The sequence below is a fragment of the Lysinibacillus sp. EB106-09-02-XG168 genome (assembly GCF_058791475.1).
On record NZ_JBYTDN010000003.1, the window covers coordinates 3,454,775 to 3,471,030 of the forward strand.

The 16,256-nt window shown below is 37.9% G+C and carries 16 protein-coding genes and 1 other annotated feature; of the genes, 4 read left to right on the top strand and 12 right to left on the bottom strand.

The features are described 5' to 3' along the window. Positions 1-18: 18 nt before the first annotated feature. Positions 19-413: a binding site (T-box leader), on the bottom strand. Between the two features lie 146 nt (positions 414-559). After that, positions 560-1,036 carry a hypothetical protein gene (locus AC3WSO_RS17670; RefSeq protein ID WP_492532630.1) on the top strand — a complete coding sequence of 159 codons (477 nt, stop codon included), beginning with the start codon at positions 560-562 and terminating at the stop codon, positions 1,034-1,036. Here the strand turns inward: AC3WSO_RS17670 and secDF are convergent. Next, positions 974-3,241: a protein translocase subunit SecDF gene (gene secDF / locus AC3WSO_RS17675; RefSeq protein ID WP_492532631.1), complete on the bottom strand. Its 2,268-nt coding sequence runs from the start codon at positions 3,239-3,241 to the stop codon at positions 974-976. The genes AC3WSO_RS17670 and secDF overlap by 63 nt on opposite strands. Positions 3,242-3,580: 339 nt before the next feature. Then, positions 3,581-3,889, bottom strand: a complete 309-nt coding sequence (locus tag AC3WSO_RS17680) for a post-transcriptional regulator (protein ID WP_079563591.1) — start codon at positions 3,887-3,889, stop codon at positions 3,581-3,583. 93 nt (positions 3,890-3,982) lie between these two features. Between AC3WSO_RS17680 and AC3WSO_RS17685 the strand changes: the two genes are divergently transcribed. Continuing rightward, the gene (locus AC3WSO_RS17685; protein WP_492532633.1) at positions 3,983-5,500 is read left to right on the top strand and encodes a putative polysaccharide biosynthesis protein; all 1,518 of its coding nucleotides are present in this window, start codon (positions 3,983-3,985) and stop codon (positions 5,498-5,500) included. Here the strand turns inward: AC3WSO_RS17685 and AC3WSO_RS17690 are convergent. After that, on the bottom strand, positions 5,497-6,132 hold the full coding sequence (locus tag AC3WSO_RS17690; protein ID WP_492532634.1) for a DUF421 domain-containing protein: 636 nt from the start codon (positions 6,130-6,132) through the stop codon (positions 5,497-5,499). The genes AC3WSO_RS17685 and AC3WSO_RS17690 overlap by 4 nt on opposite strands. 632 nt (positions 6,133-6,764) lie before the next feature. Between AC3WSO_RS17690 and AC3WSO_RS17695 the strand changes: the two genes are divergently transcribed. Beyond that, positions 6,765-6,926, top strand: coding sequence for a hypothetical protein (locus AC3WSO_RS17695; RefSeq protein WP_492532636.1), 162 nt, complete (start codon positions 6,765-6,767; stop codon positions 6,924-6,926). A 185-nt stretch (positions 6,927-7,111) separates the two neighbouring features. Here AC3WSO_RS17695 and yajC read toward each other — a convergent pair whose 3' ends face one another. From yajC to AC3WSO_RS17730, 7 genes are all read right to left on the bottom strand, one after another. Further along, a complete protein-coding gene (gene yajC, locus AC3WSO_RS17700) occupies positions 7,112-7,384 on the bottom strand; it encodes a preprotein translocase subunit YajC (RefSeq protein WP_492534407.1) in 273 nt (90 codons plus the stop codon). 169 nt (positions 7,385-7,553) lie between these two features. After that, the gene (gene tgt, locus AC3WSO_RS17705; protein WP_079563586.1) at positions 7,554-8,699 is read right to left on the bottom strand and encodes a tRNA guanosine(34) transglycosylase Tgt; all 1,146 of its coding nucleotides are present in this window, start codon (positions 8,697-8,699) and stop codon (positions 7,554-7,556) included. A gap of 53 nt (positions 8,700-8,752) precedes the next feature. Further along, a complete protein-coding gene (gene queA, locus AC3WSO_RS17710; protein WP_492532638.1) occupies positions 8,753-9,796 on the bottom strand; it encodes a tRNA preQ1(34) S-adenosylmethionine ribosyltransferase-isomerase QueA in 1,044 nt (347 codons plus the stop codon). Positions 9,797-9,814: 18 nt separating this feature from the next. Further along, positions 9,815-10,819 (bottom strand): Holliday junction branch migration DNA helicase RuvB, encoded by a 1,005-nt coding sequence (gene ruvB / locus AC3WSO_RS17715; protein WP_492532639.1) that lies wholly within the window; start codon positions 10,817-10,819, stop codon positions 9,815-9,817. Between the two features lie 18 nt (positions 10,820-10,837). Then, on the bottom strand, positions 10,838-11,458 hold the full coding sequence (gene ruvA, locus AC3WSO_RS17720; protein ID WP_079563583.1) for a Holliday junction branch migration protein RuvA: 621 nt from the start codon (positions 11,456-11,458) through the stop codon (positions 10,838-10,840). A 285-nt stretch (positions 11,459-11,743) separates the two neighbouring features. After that, positions 11,744-12,541, bottom strand: a complete 798-nt coding sequence (locus AC3WSO_RS17725) for a phosphotransferase (protein WP_492532640.1) — start codon at positions 12,539-12,541, stop codon at positions 11,744-11,746. Between the two features lie 70 nt (positions 12,542-12,611). Continuing rightward, entirely contained in the window at positions 12,612-13,634 is a 1,023-nt protein-coding gene (locus AC3WSO_RS17730) for a LysM peptidoglycan-binding domain-containing protein (protein WP_492532641.1), read from the bottom strand. A gap of 142 nt (positions 13,635-13,776) precedes the next feature. Here AC3WSO_RS17730 and AC3WSO_RS17735 point away from each other — a divergent pair, with 142 nt between their 5' ends. Beyond that, on the top strand, positions 13,777-14,310 hold the full coding sequence (locus AC3WSO_RS17735; RefSeq protein ID WP_492532642.1) for a transcription repressor NadR: 534 nt from the start codon (positions 13,777-13,779) through the stop codon (positions 14,308-14,310). A 372-nt stretch (positions 14,311-14,682) separates the two neighbouring features. Here the strand turns inward: AC3WSO_RS17735 and AC3WSO_RS17740 are convergent, their stop codons facing one another. Beyond that, on the bottom strand, positions 14,683-15,072 hold the full coding sequence (locus tag AC3WSO_RS17740) for a thiol-disulfide oxidoreductase DCC family protein (RefSeq protein WP_492532644.1): 390 nt from the start codon (positions 15,070-15,072) through the stop codon (positions 14,683-14,685). Positions 15,073-15,102: 30 nt separating this feature from the next. Further along, entirely contained in the window at positions 15,103-15,978 is an 876-nt protein-coding gene (gene pheA, locus AC3WSO_RS17745; protein WP_492532645.1) for a prephenate dehydratase, read from the bottom strand. Positions 15,979-16,256 lie beyond the last annotated feature (278 nt).

Here is a 16,256-nt window from a genome sequence, read left to right on the forward strand (position 1 = left end):
AAAGGATTTTTCCTAATTGCAGAGGACGATCATGACCGCGTTGCCACCTCATATTAGAGCATATTTGCTCTCCCTTAAATGCTAAGCTTAGTTCGCCAGATCAATTATGCCTAGGCACAATTGTGTCCGGAATCGGCTTTGTGTTTGCACAAAGAACTCCATTCCGATTTCGTGATCTTTCAGCAGATGATTGGACACTCGCTGAAAGAAGTTAAATTGACAAATCATTTGAATTTATGTCAAAAAGATTTGTCTTATCTAAGTCAAAGCACCCCTTTAACGTGGGGAATCCGTTCGCTATTATAATTAGCGACTCTCATAAGTCCATTCACATAAGCTGCAAATCAGTTCACACCATCCACTGACTCTCTAAATTGCACACTTATGCTACTACTCTTATTCAACAATTTCTCAGCTATTCTCATCTAAACTAAACTCAGCTCATCTGTTCTAAGGCTGGCCTCGCTCCCGAGACCAACTACCTTGTACCGAACAAAAAAGTTAGCCTTATTCTATGCTAAACTACGATAATTGTCAATCAATTCAGAGAAAAAGAAAAGTGTTAAAAAAATTTAAGGAAGGTAAACACAGTGTTGCAATTAATTCTATCAAAGAGTTTGTACAAGTATTCATTAAGCTAATTGAAGATATTTCAGCCACTTCAGAACAAATTTCAGCAAGTGTGAAAGAAGTCACTGCCTCTGTAACAGAAATATCAAATGTTACGAGTATTTCAGCGAGCAGCTCACAAATTATTACTGAAGCAGTAGAAGAGCAAACTGTAACAATGCTGCAGGTGAATGAGGCAGCTGTGGAATTAAGTAACTATGCTCTACAACCTCAATCTTACTACGGCCATTTAAACTTAAAAACAAAAAGAATCTTCAGCTTTCTCATGAAAGCCAGAAGATTCTTTTTTCATCAAAAACAGGGAAAGAAATATTTCCTTCCCTGCTTCATTTTAATGCTTATGTTAAACAGTAGGTTCGTCAGTACCCCATTGTTTTTTCTCTTTTTTGTGTATTTGACCATCTGATTTTTTCATTTCACGAACTTTAAGTGAATACCAGATTTGTGCAGCAATACAAATTGAAGAATACATACCTGTGATTAAACCAACTAATAACGCGATTGAGAAGTTTTGAATCGATGGTGCACCTAAAATAAGAAGTGCCACTGTAACGATAATAACCGTTAACACTGTGTTAACAGATCGACCCATTGTTTGACGCAGTGATTTGTTAACGATATCCGCTAACACTTCACGGTCTTTAATCGTATCATAACGATCTAAGTTTTCACGCATACGGTCAAACGTAACAATCGTATCATTAATAGAATAACCGACAATTGTCAGTACAGCTGCAATGAACGTAATGTCAACTTCTAAGCGCATAAAACTAAATACGGCAACAATTAAGAATACGTCATGTAGTAACGAAACAATTGCCCCAATACCCATGCGCCACTCGAAACGAATCGCTACATAGATAATGATACCGATAGCCGCAAAAGATAATGCTTTAATCGCATTTTTCACAAGTTCTTTACCAACTGTGTCAGATACTGTACTTACTGTAGGCTTATGCCCATACTTTTCAGTAGCATCTTTTTGTAATTTTAAAATATCCGCTTGAGATAAATCATCTTTATAGCGAATTACTGCATTGTTACTTTTTTCACCAGAAAGAACGATATCTTCCGATGATAGGTCAATGCTATCTAAGTATTTGGATACCTCTTCTTTATTCAACGTTTGATCTGCTTCAATTTGAACACGGGTACCACTTGAGAAATCAACACCAAGGTTTAGTCGGAATATACCAAGAACTACTAAACCAGCTACTAGAATAGCTAATGAGAATGCATAAAATTTCTTACGGTTGTGTACAAAATCAAAACGATCAAATTTCGTTGATAAATCTAATGTTCCGATTTTTTCATCCAGGCTATGCTGTTTAGATTTTGAAATACCAAACCATGCTGGATTGTTGAAGTAGCCACTATTTACAAGTATTCCTTGTAATACACGAGAGCCCCAAACAGCTGTTAAGAAGCTTAGTAAAATACTAATAATTAATGTTGTGGCAAACCCTTTAACAGAGCTTGTACCCCATTGGAATAATACAGCAGCTGCTAATAATGTAGTTAGCTGTGCATCGACAATCGCTGATAAAGACTCCTTCGAGCCAATTTGGAAAGCTTGTTTAACCGAATAACCGACACGTAATTCCTCACGAATACGTTCTGCGGCAAGAATATTCGCGTCTACCGCCATCCCTATACCAAGCACAATAGCTGCGATACCTGGAAGTGTTAACACCGCATTAATCCAGTCAAATACAACGAGTACTAGGAAAGTAAAAATGGCTAGTGTAATAATGGAAATGAAACCAGGTAAACGATAGTAGAATAGCATAAATAAGAAAATTATTACTACACCCACAATGCCTGCGAATACCGTGCTTTTCAATGCATCATCACCGAACTGTGCACCTACTGAAGTAGAATAAGTTTCATTAAGCTTTACTGGAAGTGCCCCAGCATTTAAAATACCTGATAAATTTTTTGTTTCTTCAACTGAGAAATTACCACTAATCATTACATCTGTTGTATCTAATCTTTGGTTAACTGTTGCTGCAGATGCATAGCGAGGCTTCGCTTTTTGAGATTCAGTTTTATATGAATCAACACCTTCTTCAAAGTCTAACCATACAACGAGTAAATTTTGACCTGCTGGTTTAGCGGCAATTTTACTTGTAATATCAGCAAATTTTTGCGCATCCTTTAATGTTAGTGAAACAATTGGACGATTTTGTTGGTCAAAGGAATCTTTAGCGCCACCTGGTTTTAAGTCGTCACCATCTAATAGTAAATTGTCATCAACATCACGGAATGTTAAATTCGCAGACGTAGACAATAATTTACGTGCTGATTCTTGATCTTCAACACCTGCTAATTGCACACGAATACGATTTTCACCTTCAATTTCAATGCTTGGCTCACTTACACCAATTTCATTAATACGTTTATCGAGTGCCTTCGCAGTTGCGGATACAACTTCCGGTGTAATTTCCTGTCCTTTTTTTAATTCATTAACCTCATAAAGAACCTCAAACCCGCCTTGTAAGTCAAGGCCTAGCTTAATGTCCTTTAAGACGTCGCCTACAGTCGTACCGATGGTTGCTGCAAAAATAACCATTAGTAGTACGAATGCAACTATACGACTTTTAAGTTTCATTTATAAATCCTCCTCGAATTGGTGTAAGGCAATTCCTTACACTACAAACAAGTATAATAGCAAGTCCTTTTGAAGCGTTTATTCCTCCTTTTCCTTTAGAATAATGTTGCCTGTGCTTCAAAAAAGATTGCTCTACTTATTTCGATCGTTCATAACGCGCAAATTTATCCCTGTATTTTTGCCTCCAAATTTGGAAAAGAACTATTAGGAGGGTTTTGGTAAAAATACTTATACAAATAAAAAAAAGCGCAACACACTCATTATGAAACACGTTGCGCTTGGTGTCAATTCAACACTTTTAGTATTCTATTATTATTTGACAAATTTCACACATTCTTCTTAAGTTTTCACCGGGCCAAGCAGCATTTTTAACTCTTCCGTATTCAATTCTGTAAACCAATCATTGCTTTGTAAGAATTCTACTTGATTAAAAGATACGATATCGGACGGTGATACTGCAAAAATAGTGGCGATAATTTCATGTATGCGTAATTGTTCAATATTTTTTCTGCGCCATTTTTTCTCTACACAATAGCGCCATAGTTCTTCTGCTGTAATCGCATTGTATTGATAATATTTAAACTCTTCCATCTTACTATCAATTGCAGGACGGATTTTTTCAAATAGTTGCTCATGCTGCATACTCATTTTGAATCATCTCCAATCAAAGTCGTATCGTAAGACAAGTTTGCATACAAATAGTGTAAATGAATTTTTGTGGCTTGAGAAGGGACGGATGGCATGAGTTCTTTTGTACGGGGAACACTATTTTTAATGTTCGTGATTTTTTTATCGAAACTCTTTGGCTTCTTTTATAGAATGCAATTTATGCGGATCGCTGGTGAAGAGGCAGTCGGCATTTATATGACCGTCTATCCGGCGTTCATTTTCTTCATCTCACTCATTCAACTTGGACTACCTATTGCTGTGGCAAAAATTGTAGCAGAGTTATTAGCAAAAAACAAACGCGAAAGCATCTATGGTGTTATGCGTACGGCTATTTTTTGGTCATTTATTGGAATGATCGTCTTTATGCCAATCGTTGCACTAACTATACCTTATATATCGACTACTCTTTTACATAATGAACATACAACTTTTACTCTTTGGATTGCACTCTTTGCTGTACCAGTGTCAGTTGGCTCAGGGTTATTACGCGCTTATTTACAAGGTGTTGCGAAAATCACACCAACAGCTTGGGCTCAAATGATTGAACAAATTATCCGTATTAGCTTTATCACTTTGACGCTGCCTTATGTGGCTGCCTATAATAATGCTGCCGTTACAGCAGCCGCTGCTATGGGTATTACGCTACTAGCAGAAGTCGTTGCTTTCTTGTATTTGTGGTTGCATTATATAGTTTCAAAGAAAAAATTATTGACACGAAAAAACAAAATCGAGGCTTATCCTGCCTCCCCAATGTTACGAATTGCCCTTCCTTCTGCTGGAAGCAAGCTATTCGGATCTTTTACTTGGTTTTTAGAGCCTATCATTTTTTTAAAGGCGTTAACTATGGCTGGTTTAACAGCCTCCTCTGCAACAATTTTATATGGGGTTATTTCGGGTGTACTAGTCCCCCTATTATTATTCCCTGCTTTTGTGTCTGCAGCACTTTCAATTGTTCTTATACCAGCTGTTAGTGACGCGGTTGCACGTCAGCATATACCGCTCCTACAGGAACGTATCTCTGTTTCATTGCGACTGTCTTCCTTAGTGGGCTGTGTTGCCGCTACGTACTTTTTCGTTCATGGAGACGAATTAGCTGTGAAGCTCTTTCACTTACAAGAAAATCGTGGTTATGTGAAAATATTAGCTCCTATTTTTTATTTTTATTATATACAAAGTCCATTGCACTCTATCTTACAAGCAATTGGTGAAGCACGCGCAGCAATGATGAACTCCATTTACGGTGGTCTTGGTAAGCTCTTTGTCATGTTCGTACTTGCTTCTCAACCGGGTATACAAGAAAAAGGTGCCGTTGTGGCGATTGGCTTTGGCGTTTTACTAACTTCGTTTTTGCATATTGCAACAGTAAGGCAACGTAAAAATTTACGTGCTGGTTTTAGAATGTTTGTTGTTCCATATGGCTGTTTTATTGCTGTTTGTGGTACCCAGTATTTTCTGATTCAAATAATGCCACTACCATTTATTTTAAGTAGCTGTGTAACTTTGTTTTTACTATTTACATTCTTACTAGTTTCCAATCAACTACGTATAACTGATTTGCGCTACATTCGTAAATTGGCCAAGAAAGTTTAAGATTCTTTCAGTTGAATATGCAGCCGATCTTCCTCCCAAACACAAAAAAATACAGTGTTACTATCTGTAATATTATTTTTAGCAAGCTCTGCCATTAACCAATCAGCATCTTTATGCAATACCTTTAAATGCCTCTCCTGAATATCACCGTCGATAATCAAGGGGTAAACAAATGCCTTTTCATCTTTTTGGTAAACGGACAAATTTCCAGATGGCTCTAAATAAGCATATGCAATATCTGTAACGGAAGCATTCCCGTTTTCGCGTAATTGTTGACATAAATCATCTAGGTTATAGCGTTGCTTGCGCATTTCACTTTCTAAAATGACACCGTCTTTTATAAGTAATACTGGATCACCATCAACTAGATCACGGAATTTTTTATTTTTGAGTGACAAATATGCAGTTATTATTTGAATGAAAAACAACACGATGATTGGTAAAATCACATTAAATAAAGGACTTTCGAAATCATCAAGTGCAAAGGCAGCCACCTCAGCCATTAAAATGGATACAACTAAATCGATTACAGATAACTCGCCGACCTCACGTTTACCCATTAAACGAAAAATGACTAGGATAAACACATATAAAAAGCAGGTTCTTAAAACAATCGTTAAATATTCTTCCATATCGTCACCCCCATACTATTCAAGGTGACCTTACTTATCTTTTTTTATACAGGATGATGTTATATCTTAGCTTTGATTTTTTAACACTTATCGTCTTCGGAAATTTCCCTGATGATTTAACTTTATTTTGCATCTACCCTATAAGAAAATCGTGTTTTCAATTAAGGCTAAATCTAAAAACGTACGAATAACATAAAAAACAACAACTCTTTAATCAGGAAATGACACCAAATCAAAACAATAAACCTCAGTTGTTTGTTTACAATAAAAGGAGCTATAATTCCTGCTTTTCAAGTAGAAAAAACAGGACGTTTCACAATGCTCACCCAATAATAATGTAGGTATTGTTTAAAAGGTCCTTCTTACACTTTCTTATTAAGTAAATGATCCATCATGATCCGTTTTAACAAACATGAAAACAGATTCCTGTTCTAATGTACCACCATTTAGATAAACACATAAATAATAATACAGTCATTTCCCCAGAGAATTTTGATAAACAAATTAATTCGCTTAAAGAAAATGGGTACAACTCGATGACAGTCCAAGAAATTATATGATTACTTGAACGGTAAAACAGAATACCTATAATCCTGTGTTAATAACTTTTGACGATGGTTATTTTAGCAACTATGAAATTGGCGAAAAATGCTGGATTTAAAATGGCTTTTGTTATTAAAAATAAAGGTGTCACTACTGGCGATAATATATTTGCTTTAAGCAGAATAACGGTAAATGGCAATGACACTGGAGCAGAATTAATTAAGAAATTAAAAATGGTGGCACTTAGCTAAAATAAAAAGAACATCGTCATTATTTCCCGGCGGCGTTACGTCCTGAATCCGCTTTGCGCTATGTTTCGGTAATGCCATAAGACGTGGAGGAGACTTCTGTATTTATCGCTTTGCTATCGCTACAAAAACCCTTACAGAAAGAAGTAAAAAAAGACTTACAACTAATGTAAGTCTTTTTCTCATTATTATTTTAATTGGTCGCCATTTACTACTCGTCCAATTGCTTGACGGTCAAATTTAACGCGCACATTGTCTGCAATTTTTAATGTCACAGCTGTGTCCTCAATTGAGTCAATCTCGCCATGTAAGCCACCGATTGTAATAACTTTATCTCCACGTTGCAAACTACCCTGCATATTTTGTGTTTCCTGCTGTCTCTTTTTAGCAGGGCGGATTAAAATAAACCACATTGCAACGAACATGATTAAAATCATGATTAAGCCAGAATATTGTTCCATCATTCTTGCCCCCTTTCCAATTCTACTTTAGTATAGACTATTCCACCATAAAAAAGCGATGGACAAGCCCAAAATTTTTCTATATTACTAATATTTTTTCTACGATAGACATTTTTTTGCTAAAAACATTCTCATTTCTCACAAATTTGCATGCTCTTTTTACTAAATATTAGAAGTTCTTTGCATTTGGTCCATTAAAGCCGTATTTCTCGAAAAATTCTTCTCGGAAATCACCAAGACGGTCTTCTCGGATTGCCTCACGTACTTGCTCCATTAGTTTCAATAGGAAGTGTAAGTTATGGTAAGTTGTTAAACGAATACCAAACGTTTCTTCCGTACGAATTAGATGACGAATATAAGCGCGTGAATAGTTTTTACAAGTATAGCAATCGCAATTTGGATCAATTGGTCCGAAGTCACGTGCATACTTTGCATTTTTAACTACTAAACGGCCTTCAGATGTCATTAATGTGCCGTTACGGGCAATACGTGTTGGTAATACGCAGTCAAACATATCAATACCTCGAATAGCACCATCAATTAATGAGTCAGGTGAACCTACACCCATTAAATAACGTGGTTTATTTGCTGGCATTAATGGTGTTGTAAACTCTAATACTCGGTTCATAATGTCCTTAGGTTCACCAACAGATAAGCCTCCAATTGCATAACCAGGGAAATCAAGCTCTACCAATGCTTCTGCAGAACGACGACGTAAATCCTCGAATTCTCCCCCTTGAATAATACCGAATAGACCTTGGTCTTCTGGACGTTTATGTGCCTCTTTACAACGTTTAGCCCAACGTGTAGTACGGTCTACTGATTGCAGCATATAGTCATATGTCGCAGGGAAAGGTGGACATTCATCAAAAGCCATCATAATATCCGAACCTAAATCATTTTGAATTTCCATCGCCTTTTCTGGACTTAAAAATAATTTGTCCCCATTTAAATGATTGCGGAAATGAACCCCTTCTTCTTCGATTTTACGGAATTGACTAAGTGAGAACACTTGGAAACCACCTGAATCTGTTAAAATCGGGCGATCCCAGTTCATAAATTTATGCAAGCCCCCTGCTTCCTTAACAATATCATTACCAGGTCGTAGCCATAAATGATACGTATTTGACAGAATAATGCCTGCATTCATTTCCTTTAATTCCTCAGGTGACATTGTTTTAACAGTTGCTTGTGTCCCAACAGGCATAAATGCTGGCGTTTCGAAAGAGCCATGCGGTGTATGCACGATACCAAGTCGTGCTCCAGTTTGTTTACAAGTATGAAGTAGCTCATAACGAATTGCTGGTTGTGTCATATTATAAAAATTCCTCTCTTATCTAAAGTAAAAACAGTACTCCGATTTTTTCTTTATTCGCCTTTTGGACGAATAAACATAGCATCTCCAAAGCTAAAGAAACGATAATTTTCTTCTACAGCTTGTTGATATGCACTTAAAATTGTTTCTTTTGTTGCAAGCGTACTAACAAGCATTACGAGGGTAGACTTTGGTAAATGGAAGTTTGTGATTAAACCATCCACAACAGTAAATTCATATCCCGGATAAATGAAAATAGACGTCCAACCTTGTTCTGCTCGTACTTCTCCACCATATTTAGAGCCGATCGTTTCTAAAGTACGTGTAGAGGTTGTACCAACTGCAATCACTTTACCACCATTACTCTTAACTCGGTTAATGATTGATGCAGTTTCTTCCGTTACACTATAAAATTCAGAATGCATTTCGTGATTTTCAATTGAATCTACACTTACAGGACGGAAAGTTCCAAGTCCCACATGTAAAGTGATAAAAACAACTTCTACCCCTTTTGCTTTCACCTGCTCTAGTAATTCTTCTGTAAAATGCAGGCCTGCAGTTGGTGCTGCTGCTGAACCTCGCTCTTTTGCATAAACAGTTTGGTAGCGATCCTTGTCCTCTAACTTTTCGCGAATATATGGAGGTAGTGGCATCTCACCAAGTTGTTCTAAAATTTCATAAAAAATGCCGTTATATTTAAACTCAAATGTACGTCCACCATGAGCAAGCTCTCCTGTACAAGTAGCTGTCAGTAAGCCATCTCCAAATGTTACAACTGTGCCAACTTTTACACGCTTAGCTGGTTTGACAAGTGTTTCCCATTCATCCGTACCCGCCATTTGCTTTAATAGCAGTACCTCTATATGAGCACCTGTTTCCTCTTTAACACCCATTAAACGTGCTGGTAAGACTCTTGTATCATTTAACACAAGACAGTCTCCAGTTTGTAACTCATCTAAAATATGAGCAAAATGGTGATGCTCTACATTTGTTGAGCCTGGCGTCACTACCATTAATCGACTAGCTGTACGGTCCAAAAGTGGAGTTTGTGCAATAAGCTCTTCTGGCAATTCAAAATCAAAATCTTCTACACGCATGAAAAATACTTCCTTCTTCTAGGTTTGTTGGGGATATTCATATCCAAAATGTTCGTAGGCTGAATGTGTTGCCACACGTCCACGCGGCGTCCGTTGTATAAAGCCGATTTGCATCAAATATGGCTCGTACACATCCTCAATCGTAACGCGTTCTTCACCAATAGATGCTGCCAACGTATCTAATCCTACTGGGCCACCTCGGAAGCGCTCAATCATATTGGTCACAAGTTTATGGTCAATATGGTCAAGCCCTCTAGGATCGACTTGTAATAGTTCAAGTGCTTGCTTAGCAAGTCCTTCCGTTATCATACCATCTCCAAGCACCTGTGCATAATCACGTACTCGTTTTAGCAGACGGTTAGCAATCCGAGGTGTACCACGTGAGCGTGTTGCCATTTCAAGAGCTGCTATTTGTTCAATATCAACATCAAATAAATGCGCACTACGTACAACAATTTCTGCAAGTGAAGTATTATCATAATACTCCAATCTTAATAATACCCCAAAGCGATCCCTTAAAGGTGCTGATAATGCACCTGCTCTTGTTGTTGCACCCACAAGTGTAAATGGCGGTAAATCAAGTCGTACAGAGCGCGCTTCAGGGCCTTTACCAACGACAATATCTAAACAAAAATCCTCCATGGCAGGATAAAGCACCTCTTCAATTGCACGAGGCAGGCGATGTATTTCATCAATAAAAAGCACATCCCCTGGCTCCAGTGAGCTTAAAATAGCTGCTAAATCGCCAGGACGTTCGATTGCAGGGCCGCTAGTCATGCGCACATTGACATTCATTTCATTAGCAATGACAGCAGCTAATGTAGTTTTCCCAAGTCCGGGTGGTCCATATAACAGCACATGATCTAAACTTTCCTGACGAAGCTTTGCCGCTTCAATGAAAATTTGTAAATTCTCCTTCACCTTATGTTGACCAATATATTGTGCTAATCTTTGTGGGCGTAAAGATAATTCAAAATGTTCATCATAGCTACCTGCCTCACTAGCCATCATACGTTCAGACATGTACTTTCCCCCCTTTCACTATTTTAACTTTAATAGCAATTGTAAAGCTTGTTTCATAAATGCATCTGTTGTTTCAAGCTTGTCGTTATCTTCGAGCTGTGGACGTATTTTTTCTAGTTCTTTTTCAGAATAACCTAGTGCCATTAAGGCAAGAATAGCTTCTTCAAGCTCATGTTTATATGGATTTACACCAAATAACGGTAGCTCATCTTCTGTACTTGGTAGCTCAATAGTATCTAACAATCCGCCAAGTTTACCTTTTAAATCTAGAATCATTTGACGTGCCGTTTTCTTACCCACACCAGGAAACTTTACTAAAAATGATTCATCCTCTCGTTCAATAGCACTGATAACCTGTTGTGGATTCCCAGTAGCTAAAATAGCAAGCGCACCCTTTGGTCCAATCCCTGACACTAAAATAAGTTTACGAAACAGCTCTCGTTGGTCTAAATTCGGAAAGCCATATAACACTTGTGCGTCCTCGCGTACATGTAAATGTACATATATTTGTTGTTCAAGTGCTGATGTCCTGAACGCAAATGGATTAGGTGTATTCAGCTGCCAGCCTATCCCTTGTTGTTCAAGGACGATATACTCAGGAGTTATACGCTTTATTTGTCCGTTTAAATAATCATACATTCTATAATCCCTCACAATCATCGTCTTCGATTATAGCATATTGCGAACGAATGCTCGACTATAACAAATGCGCTAAAGCGCTCGTTTACATCCGACAAGCGCTGGAGAGCCCGAGGCAAAAATAAGCGATCCACCACTTTTGCCCGAAGGATTGAAGCGACCTCGAGGATGTAGCACTTTAGCCTAGACGAAAACTATGCTCTAGGTTATACACAATTAAGAATCTAAACATTAACAAATAGCACAAGTAGTCGTTCACAGACAAAAATGACCGCCGAAAGACGGTCATTTCTTTATCATTTTATCAATATCGTACCACAGTTTTGGCCAATATGTGAGAGCTCGTTTTGTAAATGGCACTAAATAATCTAAAAATACCAGCTTTTGATCTAATGGTAAATCTACTGCAAAAAGCCATTCACGTAATAGCTCATTTGGATATTTTAAACGATGTAGCTTTTTTTTATCTAATCGTTTCATCTCTGGTAGCTCTGCAAATATTTTACCAAGGTCATAATTTACAGCTGGCAGTACACGATGCAACCATAAAATATATTCATCATCCGCTTCTCCAAGGTGAGCCAGATCAAAATCGATTAAACGTAATTCGCCATCTGAGCACCATAAAAAATTATGATGTACGACATCTCCATGTAAAAGCGTTATTTCTTTTTCAGGTACATCTTCCTGTGCGATTAGCTGTAATGATTTCTCACTATAATGTAAAATTTGATCGATTTCTTCTTTTGTTAAAAATGGACGAAACTCTTTCCGTCTGCTTTTAAAACGCATAAAACGCATTTGCCATTTTAAAAGCTGTGAATAGGTGTGCAAGCCTGGTACACGTTGCCAAGCAATTTTTTTATGTGTATCATGTAACAAATTTAATAACTTCAGTGATTCCTTCCGATCTTTTTTACGAGCAAAATTAGCACCATGACTTCCCTCTTGCCAATCTTGCACGATTAAATACTCGTCATCACTTTTCATTAAAGGCAAAATCAACGAGGGTTCTAGATATCCAAGCTGTCGATGAATGGCCCTCACCTTTTCTGCTATTTCTATCTGCTTTGCCCGTTTCACAAAATAATTATTGGATTGATATTTATACTTCCAAATATTCGGCTTTACTTCTTCAATGATATACGCTTTTTCACCATCGATAAGGCGTCATCCCGCCTGGGAAAAAGTGCGGTGACATCCATGGTCCTACTGACGAATACGGCATTGGGCAATGTGATGGACATGGCGGTGGGCATGGTGGCGGACATGGTGGTTGACAGAAACATGGGTCCATTTGCCAATTTGGCATCATGGCTGGCTGAGCATGACAACCACAAGGCTGTTCCATTTCCGGCATAGCTTTAAATTCTGGTTTCATAGGGAAGAATGGAGATGTACTAGATTCTAAGAAATCCCCTACCCCAGCAACTTTTTCGCATCCCATTTCACATGATGGTTGCTCTGGCATTGTATACGCCTCAACTTGCGGCTCCATTGGCATTGGCATCGGCATTGGCCAATACATATGATGATGCACTGGCTGATGACAGCTTGCACAATGTGGTACTGCTGGCATTTGTGGCATGATAAAAATCGGTTGCGGCATTGGCATTGGCATTGGTGCTGGCGTCGGTTGGGCTACAGGTTGTGGTGGTGGTTGAATTTGAATTGGTGATACAGTTTGCTCTACACTTGGCATGACAACTTGTTGATTCCAGCTAAGCTCAACTGGCGCTGGCTGAGGCATCGGCATCGGCATTGGATAAGGAATTGGAATCATCTGTGGTTCTGGCATTGGTGGTGGTGGTGCAATAATTGGTGGTGGCATTGGTCGCTGTACTTCTTTTTCTTTAAAGTGCTTTGTAGGTGACTCCTTGTGCATATGTTCTTTGTGCATATGTTCCTTATGCCCCTCTTTATGTGATTCCCTATGTCCGTCTCTATGTCCCTCCTCTCTATGTCCATCTCTATGCATTCCACGATCTGTTTCTCGATGATGTTCTCTATGTGGTTCTTTGTTTATTTTTTCAGGTAGGATAATTTCCATGCCCGGTACTATATAGTCTGGGTTAGCGAGATGGGCATTAAGCCGCTTCAAATCTTCAAATGAAACTCCGTACTCTTTCGCAATCTTCCACAACGTGTCTCCCTTTTGGACAATATGAATACGCAATTTTTTCCTCCCTTCCTCTCTTCGTATCATATGTTCAATGTTCCATTTGGATACAAAAAATTCACCCATGTTAGAAAGGCTTCATGGTACACTAAGTTTTAAGGAAAACTGCTTCCTTTATTACAAGCAGAGGTGATCTCTTATGAAAAAAATGTTAGGCGAAGAACGCCGACTGCAACTTCTAGCACAACTAAAAAACAGCACAGCACCTATAACAGGGACAGACCTAGCTAAATTCGCTAATGTTTCTAGACAAGTCATTGTCAATGATATGACATTATTAAAGGCTAGGAATGAGCCTATTATTGCTACTAGCCAAGGATATCTTTATATGCATCAGGAACAAATACAGCAGACCGTTGAACGGACAATTCCTTGCTTCCATACAGCAGAAAATGCAGAAGATGAACTGATAACAATAGTTGATTGCGGTGGGACAGTAAAAAATGTTATTGTTGAACATCCTATTTATGGAGAAATTACTGCATCCATTATGGTCTCTAACCGTCATGAGGTAAAAAAATTTATTCAACGTGTCAACGAAACACAAGCAAGTTATTTATCCGAACTAACAGGTGGCACACATCTTCATGTTATTTCCGCTCCTTCTGTGGAAATTTTAGATTTAATTGAGCTTACTTTACAAAAAAAGGGCTATTTAGTTGTCGACCAATAAGTCAACAACTTTCCCTTCCATATTGTATAAAATCAAATAATTGATTCAAAGCTGCTAGCCTCCACGAAGACTAGCAGCTTTCTATTTAAATGAATTTTATTGGGCGATATATAAGGGTTTTTTGGTTGCAATTTTGCTAATATATCTCCCTTTTAACTGATTGTAGCGTAAGGTACTCGACTCCCACTCGCCCGCAAGAAAGCGAGTAGCCCGTAGCGGAAATCAGCCTCTTCGAATTAGAATGTATAGAAATGGTTAATCAATACGCCTGGTAGTAAATCATATAAATTTCATTTGTTCAATATTCATGTGAAAATTATTATTGTAATTTCTAAAAAAAGAGCTATCCACATAAATTGGATAGCTTCAAAGTTAAAGAAATCTTTTTCGTTGTGAAGGCGTTGGCAATAAACAACTTTCTTTTCGTCCAAAGAGACGATATCTATTTTTAGCAAATAGTCGGTACATTATATTTCGTATAAATGGTGGAATAAGAATGAAAACATAGCAGACAGGCCAAAAACTATTTAATCTCCTACAAATTTTAAGTGCTGCAGTAGATTCAAAATAGACCTTCCCATGCTCAATTAATATGACACTATCTATATTTTCTGGTATTTCGTATTGAGCAAGTAACGCCTGCCCTGCATCACTCTGGAAGGATGCAAATTGAAAATATGCTGCATGATCATATTTGATAATAAATTGCACACTGCTATCACAAAAATTGCATACTCCATCAAATAAAATAATACCGCCCATACAATTTCCTCCTAGCGAAGACGACATTGATTACTCGTCTGATGTTCGATAAGTAAAGTATGTCCCAAGCGACTTCACTTTGCAACCAAGTGCAGCTAGTTCTTCCATAGCCCCACGCATCATAGGCTCCTTTTCATCTGCTAAAACGTCAATCATAAAGAAATAATCGCCTAAGCCCGTTTTTAATGGGCGTGATTCGATTTTACTTAAATTTAGCTGTCGCCATGCGAAAACTGATAATACTTGATGTAACGCCCCTGAACGATCTATTGGTAATGTAATCATGAAAGTTGTCTTTGCCTGTCCATCTGATAATTCTTCAGGTAATCGTTTATTTTGTTTAGATAATACGAAGAAACGTGTATGGTTAAAATGGAAATCATGAATATTAGATTGAACGATTTCTAAGCCATATTTTTCTGCTGCCGCTGCATTTCCTACTGCGGCAATACACTCGTTAGGATTTTCGGATACAAATTTTGCCGCTGCTGCCGTTGATGTCGTTTGATGTAACGGAGCATGGCTGAAACGATAAAATAAATATTTATGACATTGGGCTAGAGCATGTGGATGTGAATAAACTCCTATGATTGATTCCCAATTGTCCTTCTGCGCTTTATTGACCATTAAATGCTGCTGTATTTTTAACTGAAGCTCACCTGTAACATATAAGGTCGCCTCATGAAATAAATAATCAAGCGTTAACGATACAGATCCTTCTAAAGCATTTTCCAGTGGTACAACTGCTAAATCTACCTTTCCCTTTGCTACCGCCTCAATACATTCTGGAATTGTAGAACAAGGGACAAGCCACTCATTCGGAAAAGTTGCTTTTGTTGCTAAGTATGTAAATGATGCCTCAGGTCCTAAATATCCTATTCGCTTTTCCCATTGTTGCTCTGTCATTACATTTCCTCCTGTTCATGGTTTTATTTAATTAGCTCACCACCAAAACGTATGGTTGATTTCCATTCCGACCGGGCGCTTTCCTAGGGGCATCCAGACGGAACGGAAATCAACTTATATATACATGACATTCGTTTTAACAAATGTCATCCCTAGATTTTGGCGACAAGCCTTTTAAATTTCACTAATGTAAAAATTCGGAATTTTTAATTCCTGAAAAACTTCTTTTATTCTACATCAAATATTAGGTAAGGCATAATATGAAGCTTCACAAACCC

What these genes read in the sequence shown, in the direction of transcription:
- secDF (WP_492532631.1), bottom strand. Translation starts at nt 3,241, where the DNA reads ATGAAACTTAAAAGTCGTATAGTTGCATTCGTACTACTAATGGTTATT.
- AC3WSO_RS17680 (WP_079563591.1), bottom strand. Translation starts at nt 3,889, where the DNA reads ATGAGTATGCAGCATGAGCAACTATTTGAAAAAATCCGTCCTGCAATT.
- AC3WSO_RS17685 (WP_492532633.1), top strand. Translation starts at nt 3,983, where the DNA reads ATGAGTTCTTTTGTACGGGGAACACTATTTTTAATGTTCGTGATTTTT.
- AC3WSO_RS17690 (WP_492532634.1), bottom strand. Translation starts at nt 6,132, where the DNA reads ATGGAAGAATATTTAACGATTGTTTTAAGAACCTGCTTTTTATATGTG.
- AC3WSO_RS17695 (WP_492532636.1), top strand. Translation starts at nt 6,765, where the DNA reads ATGAAATTGGCGAAAAATGCTGGATTTAAAATGGCTTTTGTTATTAAA.
- yajC (WP_492534407.1), bottom strand. Translation starts at nt 7,384, where the DNA reads ATGGAACAATATTCTGGCTTAATCATGATTTTAATCATGTTCGTTGCA.
- tgt (WP_079563586.1), bottom strand. Translation starts at nt 8,699, where the DNA reads ATGACACAACCAGCAATTCGTTATGAGCTACTTCATACTTGTAAACAA.
- queA (WP_492532638.1), bottom strand. Translation starts at nt 9,796, where the DNA reads ATGCGTGTAGAAGATTTTGATTTTGAATTGCCAGAAGAGCTTATTGCA.
- ruvB (WP_492532639.1), bottom strand. Translation starts at nt 10,819, where the DNA reads ATGTCTGAACGTATGATGGCTAGTGAGGCAGGTAGCTATGATGAACAT.
- ruvA (WP_079563583.1), bottom strand. Translation starts at nt 11,458, where the DNA reads ATGTATGATTATTTAAACGGACAAATAAAGCGTATAACTCCTGAGTAT.
- AC3WSO_RS17735 (WP_492532642.1), top strand. Translation starts at nt 13,777, where the DNA reads ATGAAAAAAATGTTAGGCGAAGAACGCCGACTGCAACTTCTAGCACAA.
- AC3WSO_RS17740 (WP_492532644.1), bottom strand. Translation starts at nt 15,072, where the DNA reads ATGGGCGGTATTATTTTATTTGATGGAGTATGCAATTTTTGTGATAGC.
- pheA (WP_492532645.1), bottom strand. Translation starts at nt 15,978, where the DNA reads ATGACAGAGCAACAATGGGAAAAGCGAATAGGATATTTAGGACCTGAG.